The sequence below is a fragment of the Microbacterium sp. BK668 genome, from assembly GCF_004362195.1.
In the GTDB taxonomy this organism is placed as follows: domain Bacteria; phylum Actinomycetota; class Actinomycetes; order Actinomycetales; family Microbacteriaceae; genus Microbacterium.
Genome location: NZ_SNWG01000001.1, coordinates 896,893 through 912,827 on the forward strand (window position 1 = coordinate 896,893; position 15,935 = coordinate 912,827).

The 15,935-nt window shown below is 71.4% G+C and carries 12 protein-coding genes; 7 read left to right on the plus strand and 5 right to left on the minus strand.

Going from position 1 to position 15,935, the window contains the following annotated elements:
* Positions 1-10 precede the first annotated feature (10 nt).
* From EV279_RS03965 to EV279_RS03975, 3 genes are all read right to left on the minus strand, one after another.
* Entirely contained in the window at positions 11-784 is a 774-nt protein-coding gene (locus EV279_RS03965; RefSeq protein WP_133541608.1) for an SDR family oxidoreductase, read from the minus strand.
* Between the two features lie 179 nt (positions 785-963).
* The gene (locus EV279_RS03970; RefSeq protein WP_133544583.1) at positions 964-2,412 is read right to left on the minus strand and encodes a peptide MFS transporter; all 1,449 of its coding nucleotides are present in this window, start codon (positions 2,410-2,412) and stop codon (positions 964-966) included.
* A 194-nt stretch (positions 2,413-2,606) separates the two neighbouring features.
* Positions 2,607-4,007: an MFS transporter gene (locus EV279_RS03975; RefSeq protein ID WP_133541609.1), complete on the minus strand. Its 1,401-nt coding sequence runs from the start codon at positions 4,005-4,007 to the stop codon at positions 2,607-2,609.
* 237 nt (positions 4,008-4,244) lie between these two features.
* Here EV279_RS03975 and EV279_RS03980 point away from each other — a divergent pair, with 237 nt between their 5' ends.
* Positions 4,245-4,970 (plus strand): GNAT family N-acetyltransferase, encoded by a 726-nt coding sequence (locus EV279_RS03980; protein WP_133541610.1) that lies wholly within the window; start codon positions 4,245-4,247, stop codon positions 4,968-4,970.
* Positions 4,971-5,112: 142 nt separating this feature from the next.
* The gene (locus tag EV279_RS03985; RefSeq protein ID WP_133541611.1) at positions 5,113-6,051 is read left to right on the plus strand and encodes a cyclase family protein; all 939 of its coding nucleotides are present in this window, start codon (positions 5,113-5,115) and stop codon (positions 6,049-6,051) included.
* A 173-nt stretch (positions 6,052-6,224) separates the two neighbouring features.
* Here EV279_RS03985 and EV279_RS03990 read toward each other — a convergent pair whose 3' ends face one another.
* Positions 6,225-7,034 (minus strand): SDR family oxidoreductase, encoded by an 810-nt coding sequence (locus EV279_RS03990; protein ID WP_133541612.1) that lies wholly within the window; start codon positions 7,032-7,034, stop codon positions 6,225-6,227.
* Positions 7,035-7,204: 170 nt separating this feature from the next.
* On the opposite strand from EV279_RS03990, the gene EV279_RS03995 reads away from it, so the two are divergent.
* The 5 genes from EV279_RS03995 to EV279_RS04015 all read left to right on the plus strand — a co-directional run bounded on the left by EV279_RS03995 (position 7,205) and on the right by EV279_RS04015 (position 11,369).
* Entirely contained in the window at positions 7,205-7,624 is a 420-nt protein-coding gene (locus tag EV279_RS03995; RefSeq protein WP_133541613.1) for a hypothetical protein, read from the plus strand.
* A 134-nt stretch (positions 7,625-7,758) separates the two neighbouring features.
* On the plus strand, positions 7,759-8,532 hold the full coding sequence (locus tag EV279_RS04000) for an isocitrate lyase/phosphoenolpyruvate mutase family protein (RefSeq protein WP_133541614.1): 774 nt from the start codon (positions 7,759-7,761) through the stop codon (positions 8,530-8,532).
* Between the two features lie 289 nt (positions 8,533-8,821).
* Positions 8,822-9,955, plus strand: a complete 1,134-nt coding sequence (gene menC / locus EV279_RS04005; protein WP_133541615.1) for an o-succinylbenzoate synthase — start codon at positions 8,822-8,824, stop codon at positions 9,953-9,955.
* A gap of 143 nt (positions 9,956-10,098) precedes the next feature.
* Positions 10,099-10,902 (plus strand): hypothetical protein, encoded by an 804-nt coding sequence (locus EV279_RS04010; RefSeq protein WP_133541616.1) that lies wholly within the window; start codon positions 10,099-10,101, stop codon positions 10,900-10,902.
* A 98-nt stretch (positions 10,903-11,000) separates the two neighbouring features.
* Positions 11,001-11,369: a DUF4870 domain-containing protein gene (locus EV279_RS04015; protein ID WP_347876848.1), complete on the plus strand. Its 369-nt coding sequence runs from the start codon at positions 11,001-11,003 to the stop codon at positions 11,367-11,369.
* Between the two features lie 52 nt (positions 11,370-11,421).
* Here EV279_RS04015 and EV279_RS04020 read toward each other — a convergent pair whose 3' ends face one another.
* Entirely contained in the window at positions 11,422-15,930 is a 4,509-nt protein-coding gene (locus EV279_RS04020) for a DUF11 domain-containing protein (protein WP_166644434.1), read from the minus strand.
* Positions 15,931-15,935 lie beyond the last annotated feature (5 nt).

Here is a 15,935-nt window from a genome sequence, read left to right on the forward strand (position 1 = left end):
CAGGCCCGGCTCACGGGGCGGCGACGCGGTCCGACATGTACTTCGCGCCGGCCGACGAGGTGAACCCCCCGTCGACGGGGATCTCGGCCCCGGACACGTACGACGCGGCGTCGGACAGCAGGAAAGCGACGACGCGCGCCACCTCGTCGGACTCGCCCGTGCGCTCGAGCGGTGTGAGGGCGAGTTGGGCCGCGCGCATCGCGTCCGGCGCGCTCGCCGTCATCGGCGTCTCGATGAAGCCGGGGTGGACGACGTTGACACGGACGCCGCGGGGACCGAGTTCGGTCGCCGCGGCGTGCGTGAGTCCGCGCAGCCCCCACTTCGACGCCGTGTACGCGACCGGATAGTGGCCGTTCAGCGCGGCGGACGATCCGATGTTCACGATGGACGATCCGGCGCCCATGAGCGGCGCGAGCGCCTGGATGCCGAGCAGCGGGCCGGTGAGGTCGACCGCGAGCACGCGGTCCCAAGCGGCGCGGTCGACGGCGCCGAGCCGTGCGCGGTGCGTGATGCCGGCGTTGTTGACGAGGCCGCGCAGCGGCTCGTCCCCGAGCCGATCGGCCAGGTCCCGCGCGAGGGCCGCCCACGCCGTCTCGTCCGCCACGTCGAGCCGCCGGTACTCGACCCCGGCGAGGTCGCGCGGCGGGGCGTCGGTCACGTCCGTCGCGATCACCCGCGCCCCGGATTCCGCGAGCAGCCGCGCCTCGGCGGCGCCTTGGCCGCCGCCCGCCCCGGTCACGACGATCGTGCGGCTCTCGAGTCCCGGGTAGGCGGCGCTGGTCATGCGTCGACGCTAGCCGCCACCCGCCGGCGCGCGGAACGCACGATCGGTGATGCCCCGCATCGGGATCCCCCGAAGCGGGGCCCCGGTCGTTGAGCGAGCGAAGCGAGACGAAACGCGCTGGATCCGCGAGGAGCGCCACCCCCGCGGCCCTGGTCGACCGGCGCGGGGCCGGGTTGCGGTCAGCGGACTCCGCGCATGAGCTTCAGCACCGGCTTGACCGAGAGCCACAGCGCGATGCCCAGGACGATCGCGATCGCGCCGAGGATCGTGAAGTACGGCACCTCGTCGTCCGGGTTGTAGAACTGCGCGAGCCAGCCGGCGATCGACGTGCCGAGGGCGACCGAGAGGAAGTACAGCGCGACCATCTGCGTGTGGAATCGCTCGGGCGCGAGCTTCGTCGTGACCGACAGTCCCGGCGGCGAGATGAACATCTCGGCGATCGTGAAGACGAAGAGGATGAGCACGATCGCCAGCAGCGGCGTGGAGTTGGGCGCTCCGTTCGCCCAGGGCAGGAAGAGCAGGAACGCGATGCCCATGATGATCGCACCGAGGGCGAACTTCACCGGCGCCGGCGGCTGGCGGGAGCCCAGTCTCGTCCAGATCGCGGCGAAGACGCCCGAGAGGATGATCACGAAGACCGGGTTGATGGAGTTGACCCACGAGACGGGCATCTCCCAGCCGAGGATGTTCCGGTTCAAGCGCTGGTCGGAGTAGATCGTCAGCACGGTGAACTGCTGCTGGTACAGCGACCAGAAGCCGACGTTGACGATGAAGAGCGGGATGAAGCCCAGCACCCGCGACCGCTCGTCGGACGAGATGAGCTTGGACGACGTGATGACGAAGAAGTAGGCGATCGCCGCGAGGAGGGTGACGATGATGACCACGCCGGCGAGGTTGTCCGCGCGGATGACGCCCAGGAGCACGAGCGCGGCGAGGACCACGAGTCCGCCGGCCGCGATGCCGATCATCATGCCGTAGCGGTTCCTAGGCAGGGGATTGGCGACGACGCTCGCCGACTTCGGCAGCTCCTTGCGGCCGAACGAGTACTGGATGAGCCCGATGGCCATGCCGACCGCGGCGGCCCCGAAGCCCCAGTGGAACCCGTAGTTCGTCTGGAGGAAGCCGGTCACGAGCGGCCCGAGGAAGGCGCCGAGGTTGATGCCGAGGTAGAAGATCGAGAATCCGGCGTCACGGCGGCTGTCGCCGGCCCGGTACAGCGTGCCGACGACCGCCGTCGCGTTCGCCTTGAGGCCGCCCGAGCCGACCGCGACGAGGATGAGGCCGACGCCGAGTCCCCACACATTCGGCAGCACCGCCAGCCCGATGTGACCCGCCATGATGACCACGGCGCTCCAGAAGAGCACGCGCTCCGAGCCGAAGAGCCGGTCGGCGAGCCATGCGCCGAGGATCGTGCAGAGGTAGACGGTGCCGCCGTAGGCGCCGACGATCCCCGTCGCGGTCGCCTGGTCGATCCCCAGGCCGCCCTGGGCGACCGAGTAGTACATGTACAGCAGCAGGATCCCCTGCATGCCGTAGAAGCTGAACCGCTCCCACATCTCGACGCCGAAGATGTGCCAGAGGGGCCACGGCTGCCCGAAGAACCGGGTGTCCTGATCGCCGCGCCCCATCGTGCCGGCGGCATCCGTCCCGCTGCGCTCCGCGGCGACTCGCCCTGCTCCGTCGCCGGCAGCCCCCGCCGCCGTCGCGCCGTCCGGCGCGCCGACCGGCACCTGCGCCGGTTCGTCGTCCGGTCCGCTCTGCCCCCGCGATCGGTCGCTCATGGGGTCAGGCTAGCCCCCGCGTCCCTCGCGGGACAGACGTCTCACTCTCGGAGGGACGGATGCCGCTCCTGCGCCCAATGCCGGCGCGGGATGAAGAGCGCGACGACGAGCGCGATCACGGCGGCGATCCCGCCGAGGACGAACGACAGGGTGAACGCGGTCGGCGTGGGGGCCGGCATCCCCTCGACGTCCACGACGAAGGTCGCGAGCACGGCGCCGATGACCGCCGCCGCCGTGCTCGTGCCGAGCGAGCGGAACAGCGCGTTCAGGCCGTTCGAGGCGCCGGTCTCGGACTGCGGCACCGAGCGCATGATGAGCATCGGCATCGCGGCGTACCCGAACCCGATGCCCGCGCCGATGAGGAAGTTCGCCACGACGAGCTGCCACACCTCCGTGGAGAAGAGGAGCGTGAAGCCGTACGCGACGATCAGCGAGATCGCGCCCAGCACGAGCAGGAGCTTGGGTCCCACCGTCCGGGCGAGCCGCCCCGAGAACGGCGAGAGCACCATCATGACGACCCCGGCCGGCATCACGACGAAGCTCGCGGCGAGGAGCGAGAGCCCGAACCCGCCCGCGACCGCGGGCAGCTCGAGCATCTGCGGATAGGCCACGTTCGACGCGAACAGCGAGAAGCCCATCGCGACCGACGCGAGATTGGTGAGCAGGACGGGGCGGCGCGCGGCGACCCGCAGATCGAGCAGCGGCGCATCGATGCCCAGCTCGAACCATCCCCACGCGAGCAGCGCGACGACGCCGCCGATGCCGAGCGCGAGGATGGAGGGGGACGTCCAGCCCCACTCGTTGCCCCGCGAGATGGCGAGGAGGATGCCGAGGAGGCCCGCCGTCAGCCCCGCCGCTCCGATGTAGTCGAAGCGTCCGGCGGTGCGCAGGACGCTCACCGGCACGATCCACAGCACGAGCCAGAACACGACGACGCCGAGCCCCGCGGCCACCCAGAAGAGCACGTGCCAATCGGCGCGCTCGGTGATGAAGGCGCTGATCGGAAGACCCAGCGCACCCCCGACGCCGAGCGTCGCGCTGATGAGGGCGATCGCGGAGTCGACGCGGTTCTCGTGGAGCACATCCCGCAGGATCGAGATGCCGAGCGGCACGACGCCGACGATGGCCCCCTGGAGCGTCCGGCCGACGATGATCCCGACGATGCCCGGGGAGAGCGCGGCCACGACCGAGCCCACCACCATGATCGCCAGCAGTACGAGGACGATGCGCCGCTTGCCGTACATGTCGCCGAGCCGGCCCGAGATGGGCGTCAGCACCGCCGCTGCGAGCAGCGTCGAGGTCACGACCCACGCGGTGTCCTCGCGGCTGGCATCGAGCAGCTCGGGGAGCCTCGACTGGATCGGCACGACGAGCGTGAACATGAACGACGAGGCGAGACCGGCGATCGCGAGCACGGCCACGATCGCACCCTGAGGCGGCATTCGGGTGAGTCGTCTTCTCGCTTCCTCATCCTTCGCCGCCACCGATCCAGGCTATCGGCGGGCTGACGAGCGAGGGCCGGGGCCTGGGGGCCCGACCGGCCCGGCTCGTGCGCGGCGCGTCTCGCTTCGCTCGCTCGACGATCGGGAGGATCGCGGGTCGTGAAGTCCAGGTGCACAGCGCCGGAGGCGAGACGGTCGGGGCCGACGGGCACCGCCGAGCGCGCGTAGGTTAGGCGCATGACCGACCCCTCCGCCGACCCCGTTCCTCCGCCCGGCATCGAGATCCGTCCCCTCGAGACGGTCGAGGAGGTGTTCGCGGCATCCGAGGTCCTGGCCGATGTATGGAGCGGCGACCGCGGCGGCATGCCGCCCAACCTGCTGCGGGCGCTCGCGCACTCGGGCAACTACGCCGTCGGCCTGTACGACGGCGACCGGCTGGTCGGGGCATCCGTCGCGTTCTTCGCCGCTCCCTCCGAGCGCTCGATGCACTCGCACATCACGGGGGTGCTGCCGCAGTACCAGCGACAGGGCCTCGGTCGCGTGCTCAAGCAGCATCAGCGTGCGTGGGCGTTCGCCCGTGAGGTCGGCCACATCACGTGGACGTTCGATCCGCTGGTCGCGCGCAACGCCCACTTCAACCTGCGCGTGCTCGGAACGCGCGTGACCGAGTACCTCGTCAACCAGTACGGGCCCATGGACGACGGTGTCAACCGCGGCGATGAGACCGACCGGCTGCTCGTGGCGTGGGCGCTCGCGGCTCCGCCGGTCCCGACGCCGCCCGACGACGCCGTGGTCGCCTCCGTCGGAATTCCGTCCGACATCGAGGGCCTTCGCCGGGAGAAGGCGACGGATGCCGCGTCCTGGCGCCTGCGCGTGCGCGCGCAGTTCCTCCAGCACCTGGCCGACGGCCTGGTGGTCGGAGGTTTCGACGACGCGCGCGGCTACCTGTTCGTGCGGCCCTGATCGCGGTCCCCGACCTCGGCGAGGGGTCGAACGTCGGAGGATCGCACCGGATTCGGAGGATTCCTGCCGAATCATCCGAATCCGGCGCGATCGTCCGACGGCCGCACGGGACGCGGCATCCGTCGGTCCTAGGCTGACGCGCATGCCCGACTATCGCGCCCACTTCGACTTCCAGATCTCTTTCGCCAACGGCGGCGAGCTCGCCGGCACGGGGTTCCGCCTCGATCTGCCCTCGGCCGACCTCGACGAGGCGGCGATCGGCCGCCTGCTCGTCCGGCATCTCGGGCTCGCGCTCGTCGACAGCGTCGAGCTGCGCGGGCTCCGCATCGTCGAGGAGGCGCATCGCGGGAGCCGCGGGATCGGGAGGACGACGGACCCTTCGACAAAGCTCAGGGGAACTGCCGCGGCGACGCGCGTCGTCGACCTCAGCCATCCGATCCGGGCCGGCCTCATCACCTACCCCGGCCTGCCGGCGCCCGCCATCACTCCGCACCTCACGCGTGAGGACTCGCGGGCGCGCTACGCGCCGGGCACCGAGTTCGCGATGGACGTCATCCACATGATCGGCAACACCGGCACGTACCTGGACTCTCCGTTCCACCGCTACGCCGACGGGGCCGACCTCGCCGCGCTCGACCTCTCGACGCTCGTCGGGCTGCGCGCCGAGGTCTTCCATCTCGACGACGCCTGGACGCCCGAGCGCCGCGGCATCCGTGCCGAGACCCTCCTCGACCGCGACGTGCGCGGCGCGGCCGTGCTGCTTCACACGGGGTGGGACCGCTGGTTCGGGCAGCCGGAGTACGGGACGGGCTCGCCCTTCCTCACGGAGGACGCGGTCCGCCATCTCATCGGGGCGGGAGCCGCGCTCGTGGGCATCGACGCCCTGAACATCGACGACACCGAGTCAGGTGGAGAGCGTCCGGCTCATTCACTGCTGCTGGATGCCGGCATCCACGTCGTCGAGCACCTCACGAACCTCGGCGCGCTGCCGCCGAGCGGCGCGCGGTTCACGGCCGCCCCGCCCGCGGTCGAGGGGTTCGGAACGTTCCCCGTGCGGGCGTTCGCAGAGGTGCCGGCCTGAAGCCGGCCGTCTTCGCGGGTCCGGGGCGTTTCGTCTCGTCGCTTCGCTCCTCGCTCGACGACCGGGAACGACCGGTCGCGTCGCTTCGCTTCCCGCTCGACGACCGGGAACGACCCGGTCGTTGAGCGAGCGAAGCGAGACGAAACGCCGCTCACCGACGAGGGGCCTGAGCCTCAGCCCTTGCGCCAGTCGTCGCTCTCGAGGTGCGAGCCCGCCTGCGGCCCCATCTGCAGCATCCCGCCGTCGACGACCCAGCTCGCGCCCGTGACGTAGCTCGCCTTCGGCGAGGCGAGGAACGCGACGACGTCCGCTATCTCCTCGGGCTTGCCGGGGCGACCGAGGGGTACGCCGGGGCGGTGGGTGTGCTCGGCGTCCTCCGGCTCCTGATCCGTGAGCGGCGTGGCGATCTCGCCCGGAGCGACGGCGTTCACCGTGATGCCGTGCTCGGCGAGCTCCTGCGCCATCGTCTTCAGCAGACCGCCCAGTCCGTGCTTTGCTGCGACGTACGCCGCCGAAGCGACGCGCGGCTGGTGCTCGTGAACGCTCGTGATCGCGATGAGCCGTCCGCCCGCGCCGGCCTGCACCATGTGCCGCGCCGCGCTCTGGAGGGCGACGAAGGCGCCGTCGAGGTTGAGCGACACGACCTCCCGCCAGTCGCCGACCGACATGTCGAGGAAGGGGCCGCCCGAACCGCCGCCGGCGTTGTTGACGAACACGTCGAGACCGCCGAGCCGGCCGACGAGCGACTCGACGACCCCGGGGACCTCCTCGAGCCTGGTCGCGTCGAACTGCGCGACGAAGGCGGTGCGGCCGCGCTCGCGCACCGCGTCGGCCGTGCGCTGCGCGCCCTCCTCGTCGCTGTGCCACGTGATGCCGACGTCGATACCTGCGTCGGCGAGGGCGAGCGCGGTCGCCTGGCCGATTCCCGAGTCGGAGGCCGTGACGATCGCCCGTCGGGGGAAGAACTCCTGCGTCTTGGTCATGCGACCGACGCTAGGCTGAGCGGCCGGCCGGCCGCTCGGGGGTTTACAGGCCCCCGGCGATGGGTTACCCGGGCGGACCTCTTCGGCCGGCCGGACCGGGGCGGAACCCGGCGGCTCGAGCAGCGGATGGATGCTGTCCGCGAGCGATGAGCGGCCACTAGCGTGGAAGGATGCTGCCTCCCGACTGGACACCGCACCGCCGCGACGACGGCGAGCTGCTCGGGTGGATCCGGCCGGAGGGTGCGGAGTGGGTCGCCGTCGATCTCCTGGGGCGTGAAGCGTCCGGCGCCGTCGACTGGCTCGCGGCCGAGGCGGCGCTCGAGACTCACGGCCTGTCGTGGCTCGCCGACGTGTGGGTGCTCGAGATCCCGCCGCGCCAGCTCGCGGCCGCCTCCGGGGTGGCGATGTGGCGCGTCAAGCTCGTCGAGGTCACGCCGGGGCGGGTCGGCGAGCCGGGGCGGATCATCGTGCAGACCGACGACTTCGGGGCGATCGACGCGCCGGTGGAGAGGATCGAGCTCGCCTGGCCGGCGCCGCCGACCCTTCGGCGCCGCGAGCCGGGAGAGGTGACGACGACTCCCTTCGGCTGATCGGTCCGCCCCCGGGTGAGCGGTCCCGTCCGCCGGTGGGCGGATGCCTGCCTAGGTGGGCGGACGGGTGCGCGGCAGCGTCATCCGGCGTCAAGAGGGATGACGGCGACCGGGTGGCGCTGTTGACTCGGAGCATGACACTACAGGAGAACGCCGACCGACTTCTCTCGCTCCACGAAGACCCCGCGCTGCTGACCGTGGTGAACATCTGGGATCCGATCTCGGCCAAGGTCGTCGCATCCGAACCCGGCACGCACGCTCTTGCGACAGCGAGCCACTCGATCGCCGCGAGCTTCGGCTACGAGGACGGCGAGCACATCCCGCTCGACCTGCACATCGACGCGATCGATCGCATCGTGAAGGCGACCGACCTTCCCGTCTCGGCAGACCTCGAAGCGGGCTACGGCGACGTCGGGGAGACGATCCGCCGCGCGATCGGCGTCGGCGTCGTGGGTGCCAACATCGAGGACCAGCTGAGGCCCCTCGACGAGGCGCTGCGCCGTGTCGAGGCGGCGCTGTCGGCGGGTGAGGCGGAGGGCATCCGCTTCGTGCTCAACGCGCGGACGGATGCCTTCGTCCGCGGTGCCGACCGCACGCCGGAGGAGAACCTCGAGGACGCCGTGACCCGCGGACGGGCCTACCTCGCGGCGGGCGCTCCCGTCGTCTTCGTGCCCGGACGTCTCGGTGAGGAGCAGGTGCGAACGCTCGTGGACGCCTTCGGCCCGCGCAAGCTCTCGGTCATCGCCGTTCCCGGCTCGCTTCCGCTCGCGAAGCTCGAGGAGCTCGGCGTGGCCCGGGTCTCGTACGGCCCCTGGTCGCAGCGAGTCGCGCTGACCGCGCTGCAGAACCTCGTGCGGGATGTGCACGCCGGGGGCGGGATCCCCGAGGGCACGCAGCCGCTCAACTGATTCTGGGGCGGGGGAGCTCCTCGAAGGATCGACGCGTTTCGTCTCGGTCGCTGCGCTCCCTCGCTCAACGACCGGAAGGGGAATCGTCCGCCCGGTCGTCGAGCGAGCGAAGCCCCCCGGTCGTTGAGCGAGCGGAGCGACCCGGTCGTTGAGCGAGCGAAGCGAGACGAAACGCCCCGGACGCCCGCGGTCGTCGAGCGAGCGAAGCGACCCGGTCGTAGAGCGAGCGAAGCGAGACGAAACGCCCCGGACCGCCGGAGAGCCTCCGCCCCAGGGCTAGCCTGAACCCATGCCCATCGCCCGGAACGCGGCATCCGTCGCTCTCGACGGCTTCGAGCTGCGCACCCTGCACATCCCCCTCGTGTCGCCGTTCACCACCTCGTTCGGCACCGAGTCGGTCCGCGAGGTCATCGTCGTACGCGCCCTGACAGCCGACGGCGACGGCTGGGGAGAGATCGTCACGCAGAATGCGCCGCTCTACTCGAGCGAGTACACGCACGGCGCGTGGGATGTCGCGACCCGATGGCTCATCCCCGCCCTTCTCGAACGGCACACGCTCGCGCCGGACGAGGTCGCCCCGGTGCTCGAGCCCTTCATCGGCCACCGGATGGCCAAGGCCGGTCTCGAGCTCGCCGTCCTCGACGCGGCGCTGCGCTCCGAGGACCGTTCTCTCGGCGAACACCTCGGCGCCGTCCGCGACCGCGTTCCGAGCGGAGTGAGCGTCGGCATCCAGCGCGATCCGGCCGCGCTCGTCGAGACCGTCCGCGACTACCTCGATGAGGGATACGTCCGGATCAAGATCAAGATCAAGCCCGGGCGCGACGTCGACGACACCGCCGCCGTCCGCGACGCCTTCGGCGCGATCCCGCTGCAGGTCGACGCGAACTCGGCGTACACGCTCGCAGACGCGCACACGCTCACCGAGCTCGACCGCTTCGACCTCCTCCTCATCGAGCAGCCGCTGCAGGAGGACGACATCGTCGACCACGCGACCCTCGCTCGGCAGCTGCGCACCCCCTTGTGCCTCGACGAGTCGATCGTGTCGTCGAAGGCCGCCGCCGACGCGCTCGCGCTGGGTTCGGCATCCGTCGTCAACATCAAGGCCGGGCGCGTCGGCGGTTACCTCGAGGCGGTCCGGGTGCATGACCTGTGCCGGGATGCCTCGGTGCCGGTGTGGTGCGGAGGCATGCTCGAGACCGGGATCGGCCGCGCGGCCAACGCCGCGCTGGCGGCGCTTCCCGGCTTCACGCTCCCCGGCGACGTCTCCGCCTCGAGCCGGTTCTACGCGCGCGACATCGTGACCGAGCCCGCGGTGCTGGAGGACGGGCACGTGCGCGTCCCGACGGGACCGGGCATCGGCGTCGACATCGACCGGTCCGCGCTCGAGGACTTCACCGTCAAGAAGGTCGTCCTCCGGCGATGAGCCGGCGCCGTCCGCACGACCCGCGGGAGACACGCCGTCCTGTGCGGGGGCACGCACGGCGTGCCGTGCTCGCGTCGTGCGGAGCGCTTGCGACGACCCTCGCGCTCGCCGCCTGCACGGCGGCGAGCGGGCAGGACGGGCCGATGGACCGGCCGACGGCGGGAACGGCGTCGCCCTCTGCGCTCCCCGCGGGCGTGAGCGTCGAGCTGCGGCAGCTCCGGTCCGACGTCGCGGCGCGCTGGGCTCAGGTCATGATCACGAACGACGGCGAGACCGACGTCACGGTGGGGCCGCTGCACGTCGACGATCCGCGCTTCGACGGCTCCGCCGGGCGGATCAACGACCGCGAGAGCACCGTGCGCGCCGGCTCGACGGTCGCGATCCCGGTGCAGCTCCCGCCGGTCGCCTGCCCCGCGCCCGACGAGGCGACGGGCACGGTGACACTCGAGTGGGCGACGACGGATGCCTCGGGCACCGCGACGGCTCCGCTGACCGATCCGCTCTCGTTCGTCCCTCCGCTGCACGAACGGGAGTGCCGGGCACTCGCGCTCGCGGCCACGGCGGCCGTCTCGATCTCGGCCTTCACCCCTTCCCCGGCCGGGCAGCCCGCCGACCTCACCCTGACGGTCGCCCCGACGGGCGAAGGGGCGGCGCGGATCGAGGGCATCCACTCGACGAATCTCCTGACGTGGTCCGACCACCCGAACGTCGAGCACCCGCTCGGCATCGACATCGCCTCGGGCGGTGCGGAGCCGTTCGATGTGCATCTCCCGATGATTCCGCTCCGCTGCGACCCGCATGCGGTGCAGGAGGACAAGCGCGGCACGGTGTTCAACGTCGATATCGCCGTCGACGGCGAGCCCGGCCAGATCCAGCTGGCTGCGAGCGAGGAGATGCGCGGCCGCATCCTCACGTGGGTCGGCCAGTGGTGCGGCTTCCCGCACTGACGGACGACCGCCCGCGTGCACCGCCGCCATGGGTGACCCCCGGAAGGACGGGGGAAAGCCACCGGGTGCGCGGCGGCGGCCGCGCCTACTCTTGATCCGTGACCTACCCCGACCCCGCACCCTACGGCGGCCCGACCGCCCCCATGAACCCCTCCGACGAGAAGCTGTGGGCCGTGCTCATCAACCTCGGCGGCATCTTCCTGAGCTTCTTCCCGGCGCTCATCGGATACCTGCTGCTCAAGGATCGCGGCCCCTTCATCCGCGCGCACACCGCGACGGCGCTCAACTTCCAGCTGACCCTCCTCATCGCCTACGCCGTCGGCGGCATCCTGTCCGTCGTGCTCATCGGCATCCCGATCCTGATCGCCGCGGGAATCCTCGCGATCGTCTTCCCGATCATCGCCGCCGTGAAGGCCGGCAATGGGCAGTGGTTCACGTATCCGCTGTCGATCCCCTTCGTCCGCTGACCCCGGCCTGCTCTGTCGCCCCCTGCCGGAGGCGAGGATCCGGCCCCCGCGGTCAGTCGAGGCGGTATGCACGCCGCCGTCGGCGTGACCACACCAGGAGCAGCACGCCGGTCAGGGTGAGCACGATCCCGCCGAGAGGACCCGCGTCGGGCCCGCTGCCGCCGGTGACCGGGAGGCCACCCGCGCCCGAGCCGGAGCCTCCGCTCCCGCCGCTTCCTCCGCTGTCCGGCGCGAGGCCCTCGACGACCGCTTCGGCGCGGAGCTCCGAGTCGGGGGAGAGCGGTGTGGTGGAGGTGGCCGCCGCCGTGTTCGCGAACGTGCCGACCTCGTCGACGCTGGCCGTGATGGTCACAGTCGCCGTCTCGTCGACGGCGATCGTGCCGAGGCTGCACGAGAACGTCCCCTCCGCGTCGAGGACGCACCGGGGATCGTCGGCCGCGAGCGGTGTGACACCGGCGGGGAACGGATCGACGAGGACGACCTCCGCAGCGTCCGCGGGCCCGCCGTTGGACACCGTGATCGTGTAGGTCACGGCTCCGCCGGCCGTGACGGTCGCGGGCGCGACGGACTTGGCGACGAACAGGGTGGCCGGCCTGGGGGTGGCCGCGACCGTCGCCGACGCTGTGTTGTTCGAGAGGTCGGGATCGAAGACGTCGGGCGCTTCGCGGGGAGCGGATGCCACGTTCTCGAACGAGCCCGCGGTGTCGACCCGGGCCGTGATCTGCAGCGTCTGCTGGGGCGGGGGAGCGTCTCGGCCGGCCCCCGGCAGATCGACGGGGTCGAGGTCGTCGAGCGTCCATGCGCCCGTAGCGGGGTCGTACGTGCCGGCGCTCGGCGAGGCAGTGAGGAGTGTGAGCCCCGCAGGCAGAAGGTCGTTCACGACGAGGGGGCCAGAGGCATCCGGCCCGTAGTTCCAGAGCCCGATCGTGAACGCCACCTCGTCCCCGACGAACACCTCGGGGTCGTCCACGGCTTTGACCACGGCGATGTCGGCTGCCGGCACGAAGAGATCGGCGTCGTCGACGTTGTCGTCCAGGTCGGGGTCGACCTGGTCGAGCCCCAGCACCACGGCGACGTTGCGCGTCCAGCCCGGGCGGGTCACCTCGATCACGACCGTCAGCGTCGCCGACGCGCCGGAGGAGAGAGCGCCGATGTCCCAGACGCGGGTCTCCTCGTCGAACGTCCCCGTCGTCACGGACGAGCCGACGATGGTGGCCGCCGGCATGAACGGATCGAAGGCGTACACGCCCGTCGCGCCGTTCGGTCCGTCGTTCTCGACGACGACGGTGTAGGTCACCTGCTCGCCGGGCCGGGAGGTCGTCGGATCCGCGGTCTTGGTGAGCCGGAGGTCGGCCACCACGATGCCGGTCACCTGCACCGACGCGCTGTTGTTCGAGGGGTCGCTGTCGATCTGCGTGAGCGAGGTGAGGGTGACCGTGTTGATGAACGAGACGGGCCGGCTGACGGTCGCGACGATGGTCCGGGAGGCCGTCGTCTCGGAGGCGATCGACGCGATCGTCCATCGCCCCGTCACAGGATCGTACGATCCGTCGCCGCTGGTCGAGACGAACGTCAGTCCATCGGGGAGGAGATCGGTGAGCACGACCTCGGTCGCCGCGGCGGTCGTCGGTCCGGGGGTGTTCTCGGCCGTCAGTGTGAACTCCACCTGCTCGCCGAGGGGCACGGCGTCCGGGCTCGCCCCCGAGGGGACCGTCACGGTCTTGCCGACGGCGATGTCGATCTCCGGCTGGCCAGAGGTCACCGTCGCCGACGAGGAGTTGTTCGACGGATCCGGATCGTCGACGACGGGAGAGCCGATCGTCGCGGTGTTCACGAGGGACCCCGACGTATCGATCCGCGCGGTGACGGTGGCCGTGACGTCCTGCTGACCGGGCGCCATCGTCCCGATGGTCCACGTGCCGCCGTCCGGGCTGATCGTGCCGGTCGACGCGGATGCGGAGAGCACGACCGCTCCCGGCGGGAAGAGGTCGACGACCCTCACCTCGAAGGCGGTGTCGGGTCCGAGATTGCTCGCCTGCAGCTGGTACGTGACCTCGTCCCCCACCACGACGGTCTGCGGGAAGGCCGACTTCACCACGGCGAGGTCGGCGACCCCGGGCACGACCTCCAGGGTCGCGGAGTCGGAGTTGTTGGATGGGTTGCTGTCGGGGGGCACGGGATCACCGGTGAGCGCGGCCAGATTCACATAGGACCCGAGCTCGGACCCGGTCACCGTGATGGTGCGCGTCGCCGTCGCCCCGGCGGCCAGGGTGCCGATCGTCCAGATCCCGGTCGCCGGGTCATACGTCCCCTGGTCGGGGTCGCCGGGCGCGTCGGCGACGAAGGTGAGTCCCGGCGGGAGCACGTCGCGCACCTGGACGCCCGCGGCGCCTTGCGGTCCGGAGTTGGTCGCGGTGACGGTGAACGTCGCTGTGGCGCCGAGCGGGATCCGACCCTGGTCGACGGTCTTCACGATCGCGATGTCCATCGACGGCAGGACGGGATTGATGGTGACGGCTGCGACGTCGTTGCTGGGGTCACGGTCCGGCTGGTCGCTCCGGGTTCGCACGGCCGTGTTCGTGAAGGGGGTCCCCGTGTTGACGGTGGCGGTGATCGTGAGGGCCTCGGTCTGGCCCGTGGTGAGCGATCCGATCGTCCACGCGCCGGTCGCCGAGTCGTAGGTGCCGGCGGTGGTGGTCGCGGAGACGAACACGATGCTGTTCACCGGGTCGCCGTCGGGGAGGAGATCCGTCACGACGACGCCCGTCGCCGTGGCGGGGCCGTTGCCGGACGCTGTGATCGTGAACGTCACGTCGGACCCGACGAGCGGCGCCGGATCGTCGACCGACTTCGTGACCGCGACATCCGTCGCGACCGGGATCTGCGCCTGCACGGGACCGGCCGTCACATCCTGCCCGATGAGCGACTGCGCCCGGACCGAGGCGGTGTTGACGACGAATCCGTCGGTGTTGATCTGGCCGGTCTGGATGGTGTGCGAGCCCGCGCAGGTGGTCGACGCTCCGGGCGAGAGGAGCCCGGCGAGGCACGTGACGCCGTTCGCGGCGATGCGGTCGTCGGTGACGACGAATCCGCGTAGGTCGCTTCCGCCCGTGTTGGTGAGCGTGTACGAGTAGGCCACCCGCTGCCCGACCGAGTAGGGGCCGGCCGTGGCAACGGACTTCGTGATCGAGATCGAGGAGACGAGCGGCACCGTCACCGTGGCCTCCGGCGACGACACGCTGCCTCCGCCGTCGGGTGTCGCGGTGGCCGTCGCGACGTTGACCACTCGGCCGGCCGCGACATCCGCCGCCGTCACGATGTGGGAGCCACGACACACCGTCGACGACCCCGGGGCGGGCGCCGTCGTGAGACTCGTCGCGGCGCACGTGATGCCGGCGGTGGCGATCTGGTCGTCGGTGATGAAGAGGCCGCTGACCGGCGCGCCCGTGTTGGTGACGATGTACTGGTAGGGGATGGGTGTGCCGACGCCGATGACCGGCGGCAGCGCCGCTCCGGTCCGGTCCACCTGCTTCTCGAGCTGCAGGCTCGCCAGGGGGACGATCGTCTCGATGCGGGTCTGTCGGATGAGATGCACGTCGTTCGACCCGCCCGTCGACGCCGAGAAGCCGAACTTGTACGTGGACGGCGTGCTGGGCGGAGCCGGGATGTCGAGCTCGGTGACCCACGGGCCGGCGTCGGTGTAGCGCACCTGCACGATCACGCGAGCGACCGGACTCTCGAGCGTGACGGGGGTGATCTGCACGTTGACCGTGCGCTTGGATGCCGCGAGCGTCGCCGCGCGGAGGGTCCCGGTTCCCCCGTTCAGGGTCGTTCCCGGCTTGGTGGGGTTGGTGATGGGCCTTGGCACCGTCGCATTGAGCCAGCAGTAGCCGGACAGTCCGCTGCCGGGGCCGCGGAGCGTGATGACGTTCGGCGCCATCGCGCCGGAGGCCGTCGTCGGCGATCGCTGCCCGGCGGGGCAGTTGGCTCCGCGATTCTCGCCGTCGCCGTAGAAGTTGCCGTAGGCGTCCAGTCCGACGCCGAGATAGCCCCCGCTGACGCCGGGCTCGCTGTTTCGCTGGGCGTAGCCCAGGCTCCCGCCGAGTCCGCCCGTCCTGGTCAGCGAGACGGACCCGTCGACGAGGAAGAACCCGATGCCGTCCGCGCCGTTCCCGCCGTACTGGTACTGCTCGAACGTGACCGAGACGCCGCTGCTGGCGGGGATCGGCTTGTTGTACAGGATGCTGCCCGCGCGGTTGCCCGCGGTGTCGGTCAGCTGCAGGTAGCCGTTCGGCGCCCCTCCCATGGGCGGGACCGGCCCCGAGCGATGCGCGATGCAGGACGGGATCTGCGCCGCACCCGGAGGAGGCGTCGCTCCGGCGGCCGCCCCCGTGAGGCAGGCGTCCCCCTGCACGGTCCAGGCCGGGTCGGCGGCCGACGCTCCCGTGAACGTCTCGTCGACGATGACCGATCCGCCCGTCGGCGGATCGGCGGCCGCGGGAGGCGCTGCCATGGCGGCCACGCCCCCGATCGCCAGCACGGCGGCCAATGCAGCCGCCACCGCCC

Bases quoted from the DNA above. Each gene is read 5' to 3' on its own strand.
- EV279_RS03975 (WP_133541609.1), bottom strand. From the start codon at position 4,007: ATGCCGCCTCAGGGTGCGATCGTGGCCGTGCTCGCGATCGCCGGTCTC.
- EV279_RS03990 (WP_133541612.1), bottom strand. From the start codon at position 7,034: ATGACCAAGACGCAGGAGTTCTTCCCCCGACGGGCGATCGTCACGGCC.
- EV279_RS03980 (WP_133541610.1), top strand. From the start codon at position 4,245: ATGACCGACCCCTCCGCCGACCCCGTTCCTCCGCCCGGCATCGAGATC.
- menC (WP_133541615.1), top strand. From the start codon at position 8,822: ATGCCCATCGCCCGGAACGCGGCATCCGTCGCTCTCGACGGCTTCGAG.
- EV279_RS04000 (WP_133541614.1), top strand. From the start codon at position 7,759: ATGACACTACAGGAGAACGCCGACCGACTTCTCTCGCTCCACGAAGAC.
- EV279_RS03985 (WP_133541611.1), top strand. From the start codon at position 5,113: ATGCCCGACTATCGCGCCCACTTCGACTTCCAGATCTCTTTCGCCAAC.
- EV279_RS03965 (WP_133541608.1), bottom strand. From the start codon at position 784: ATGACCAGCGCCGCCTACCCGGGACTCGAGAGCCGCACGATCGTCGTG.
- EV279_RS03995 (WP_133541613.1), top strand. From the start codon at position 7,205: ATGCTGCCTCCCGACTGGACACCGCACCGCCGCGACGACGGCGAGCTG.
- EV279_RS04010 (WP_133541616.1), top strand. From the start codon at position 10,099: ATGGACCGGCCGACGGCGGGAACGGCGTCGCCCTCTGCGCTCCCCGCG.
- EV279_RS03970 (WP_133544583.1), bottom strand. From the start codon at position 2,412: ATGGGGCGCGGCGATCAGGACACCCGGTTCTTCGGGCAGCCGTGGCCC.